Source organism: Ruegeria sp. BHSA162 (genome assembly GCF_059613385.1).
This window is the reverse complement of sequence record NZ_JBXWSK010000140.1, coordinates 1-3,792: the sequence shown is the minus strand read 5'-3', so window position 1 is coordinate 3,792 and position 3,792 is coordinate 1. Positions and strand designations below refer to the sequence as shown.

The 3,792-nt window shown below is 62.9% G+C and carries 5 protein-coding genes; 4 read left to right on the top strand and 1 reads right to left on the bottom strand.

Annotated elements, in window-relative coordinates; all coding sequences use genetic code 11:
- The 4 genes from AC2FM5_RS19390 to AC2FM5_RS19375 form a co-directional block, all read left to right on the top strand.
- A partial coding sequence (locus AC2FM5_RS19390) for a Crp/Fnr family transcriptional regulator (RefSeq protein WP_496737605.1) occupies positions 1 to 336 on the top strand: 336 nt, incomplete at its 5' end.
- A gap of 2 nt (positions 337 to 338) precedes the next feature.
- On the top strand, positions 339 to 1,238 hold the full coding sequence (locus AC2FM5_RS19385) for a CPBP family intramembrane glutamic endopeptidase (RefSeq protein ID WP_170391502.1): 900 nt from the start codon (positions 339 to 341) through the stop codon (positions 1,236 to 1,238).
- Between the two features lie 58 nt (positions 1,239 to 1,296).
- On the top strand, positions 1,297 to 2,241 hold the full coding sequence (gene accD / locus AC2FM5_RS19380; protein WP_170359459.1) for an acetyl-CoA carboxylase, carboxyltransferase subunit beta: 945 nt from the start codon (positions 1,297 to 1,299) through the stop codon (positions 2,239 to 2,241).
- On the top strand, positions 2,238 to 3,512 hold the full coding sequence (locus tag AC2FM5_RS19375) for a bifunctional folylpolyglutamate synthase/dihydrofolate synthase (RefSeq protein ID WP_496737602.1): 1,275 nt from the start codon (positions 2,238 to 2,240) through the stop codon (positions 3,510 to 3,512). Before accD ends, AC2FM5_RS19375 begins: the two co-directional genes overlap by 4 nt.
- 39 nt (positions 3,513 to 3,551) lie before the next feature.
- Here the strand turns inward: AC2FM5_RS19375 and zapE are convergent.
- A partial coding sequence (gene zapE, locus AC2FM5_RS19370; RefSeq protein ID WP_496737600.1) for an AFG1/ZapE family ATPase occupies positions 3,552 to 3,792 on the bottom strand: 241 nt, incomplete at its 5' end.

Here is a 3,792-nt window from a genome sequence, read left to right as displayed (position 1 = left end):
GACGCAGCCTATCTGTGCATCTCCGGGCAGGCGAGTCTGGAATGGACGATGCCGGACGGCGAAAAGCGCAACATCTCCATCGTCGAGCCAGGCCGCCTGATCGGAGACCTGTCGATCATCACCGGCGCGCCTCGGCAACTTGACCTCGTTGCTATGACCGACTGTTCGTTCCTGCGGATCGGTGCGGAAGAGCTGCGCGCGGTGGTAGAAGGTGACGCGGCTGTTTCGATGCGCCTTCTGGAAACGGTTGCCGGGTATCTGACGACCGTCTCGGAACGACTGCTGCTGTCGAACACCCCGTTGACACCCGAAGCCGAGACCGGGGCGGGCGGTTAAGAATGCGTGACCCGCAGCCACACCCGGCCTATGCCCCGCACGAAATCCTGGTGGCGCCGGCCAGGGCTTATCCCGAACTCTGGCGGCTGCTGCTCGGGTTCGCGATCATCACGGTCGTCGTGCTGGCACTGAATCTGGTTCTCCTGGCCGCTGTAACCGCCTTTGGTTCGGCCGAACTGGTGTCCGGTTTCGAAGACGGGTCCTCGGCCCTGGCGCTGCTGGTCATCCTTTCCAGTTTTGCCTTTGCCACATTGGGCGTCGGATTGGCCGTGCGACAGGTGCAGCACCGGAAACTGATCTCCGTGGTTGGGGCGCCGATTCTGACTGTACGGCAATTCTGGCGGGTTCTGCGGGCGCTGGTCGTGCTGGGTGCCTTGCTTTTTGTTCTGCCCCCATACGATATGGGACCGCCCTTGGAGCCAAACCTCCCGGTTTTCAGGTGGCTGCTGCTGTTGCCGCTGGCGCTGGTGGCTGTCCTTATTCAGGTCAGCGCCGAAGAGATTCTATTCCGCGGGTTCCTGCAACAATCGCTGGCCGCGCGGTTCAGGGCCCCGTGGATTTGGATGGGTGTACCCTCCCTGATTTTTGCTGCCGGGCACTACGCACCTCTTGCCGCCGGTGACAATGCTATCCTGATCGCAGTTTGGGCCTTTGTCTTTGGCCTTCTTAGTGCAGACATCACCGCCAGAGCAGGAACGCTGGGACCCGCAATCGCCATGCATTTTGCCAACAATGTAACGGCTCTGCTGATCGTATCGTTGCCTGACGGCCTGGGTGGGCTTGCCCTCTATCATCTTCCGTTCGAAACATCGGACACCGGTATCCTGCGCCAGTGGCTTGTCGTGGATTTCGCGGTGATGATCGTCAGCTGGCTGGTTGCGCGACTTGCGCTCAGGCGCTGATTGCATTTCCTTCCGTAGCGTCTTATTTGACTGCAACCCGCATCAGCAAGGTTCCGACATGAACTGGATCACAAACTACGTCCGCCCCCGGATCAACTCGATCTTCTCTCGCCGTGAGGTGCCCGAGAATCTCTGGCACAAATGCGACGAGTGCGGAACGATGCTGTTCCACCGTGAACTGGCGGACAACCAGAACGTTTGTACCCAGTGCGGACACCACATGCTGATCACCCCGCGCGAGCGGTTCAAGCACCTGTTCGACGGCGGCATCTTCACCGAGGTCGCAGTGCCCGCGCCCAAGGAAGACCCGCTGCAGTTCCGCGATCAGAAGAAATACCCCGACCGCATGAAGGCGGCCCAGAAAAAGACCGGCGAGAAAGAGGCGATGCTGGTCGCCACCGGCGAGATCGGCCGTACGCCGATCGTAGCTGCCGCGCAGGATTTCTCGTTCATGGGCGGTTCGATGGGCATGTATGTCGGCAACGCCATCATCGCCGCCGCGCAAGAGGCAGTGAAGCTCAAGCGCCCGCTGATCCTGTTTTCCGCGGCCGGCGGCGCCCGGATGCAGGAAGGCATCCTCAGCCTGATGCAGATGCCGCGCACCACAGTCGCGGTGGAGATGCTGAAAGAGGCCGGCCTGCCTTATATCGTCGTTCTGACCCATCCCACCACCGGAGGCGTTACGGCGTCCTACGCGATGCTCGGCGACGTGCATATTGCCGAGCCGAACGCCCTGATCTGTTTCGCTGGCCCCCGCGTGATTGAGCAGACGATCCGTGAAAAACTGCCCGACGGCTTCCAGCGCGCTGAATACCTGCTGGATCACGGCATGCTGGACCGCGTCACCAAACGGACCGAGTTGCGGGACGAGTTGATCACGATCATCCGGATGCTGATGGGTCTGCCCCCGGCGGTCAAAGGCGATCTGCCCGCCCCGAACGAGGACGCGGCCGAACAGCCTGACGCGCAGGCCAAGCCTGCCGAAGACCAGCCCAAGAAATGACCGCACCCACATCCGACGTCATCCTCGACCGGATGATGGCGCTGCACCCCAAGATCATCGACCTGACCTTGGACCGTGTCTGGCGTCTGCTCGAAGCTTTGGGTAATCCGCAGGACAAGCTGCCGCCGGTGATCCACATCGCCGGCACCAACGGCAAGGGCTCGACCCAGGCGATGATCCGTGCCGGGCTGGAAGGGGCCGGGCTGACGGCCCATGCCTACACCTCGCCGCATCTGGCACGCTTTCACGAGCGCATCCGCCTGGCGGGCAAGCTGATCTCGGAACCCAAGCTGACCGCCGTTCTGGATGAGTGCTACACCGCCAATGGCGGCGAGAACATCACCTATTTCGAGATCACCACCTGCGCGGCCTTGCTGGCTTTCTCCCGTGTACCTGCCGACTACACATTGCTCGAAGTCGGACTTGGCGGACGACTCGACGCCACGAACGTAATCGCAAAGCCCGCGGTCACGGTCATCACCCCGATCTCGATCGACCACGAACAGTTCCTCGGCAACACGCTGGCCAAGATCGCCGCCGAAAAGGCCGGCATCATCAAGCGCGGCGTGCCCTGCATCGTCGGCCCGCAGCCGGACGAGGCAATGGAGGTCATCGAGGCCACCGCCGCCCGCCTCGGCGCACCCTTGCTGGCCCACGGACAGCACTGGCACGTCCACGAGGAACATGGCAGCCTGATCTATCAGGACGAAAACGGCCTGCGCGACCTGCCGCTGCCGAACCTGCTGGGCGCGCACCAAGTCCAGAACGCCGGCGCCGCACTGGCGGTCCTGCGCCACCTCGACCTCGGCGACGAGGCCTACGAGGCCGCTGTCACCCGCGCCGAATGGCCCGCCCGGATGCAGCGCCTGAAAACCGGCCCGCTGGTCGAACAGGCGCCCCAGGCCGAACTCTGGCTGGACGGCGGCCACAACGCCGCCGCCGGTGTCGCGCTGGCGGACGTCTTGGCCAAGCTGCCCCCGCGACCCACACACCTGATTTGCGGCATGCTCAATACCAAGGATGTAACCGGCTACCTCTCCCCACTGGCACAGGAAGCTGCCAGCCTGACCGCCGTTTCCATCCCGGGCGAGACCAACACGCTGAGCGCCGAAGAAACCGCCGCCGCCGCCAAATCGGTGAACCTGCCCGCGACGACCGCCAGCAGTGTGTCCCAAGCCCTCGACACCATCATCAAAGCCAACCCACAGGCGCGCGTGCTGATCTGCGGCTCGCTCTACCTCGCGGGCAACATCCTGCGCGAAAACGGCTGACCATTCATTGAGTCACAGCTACGCCGGAGGCAACGTTCGCTATTGTCCCCAGTCCAGTGCCTGCATCTCCCGCAGGCGCGAGGCTGTGCGCTCGAACTCGAAAACACCTTCCCCCTCGACATACAGCATCTCAGGCTCGGCGGCCGCTGAACAGATCAACCGCACCTTCGCCTCGTACAGCGCATCGATCAACGTGACGAACCGCTTCGCCTCGTTGAAGTTGTTGCGCGACAGGCGCGGTATGTCCTCGAGCACCAGCACTTTTACCGCATCAGCAATG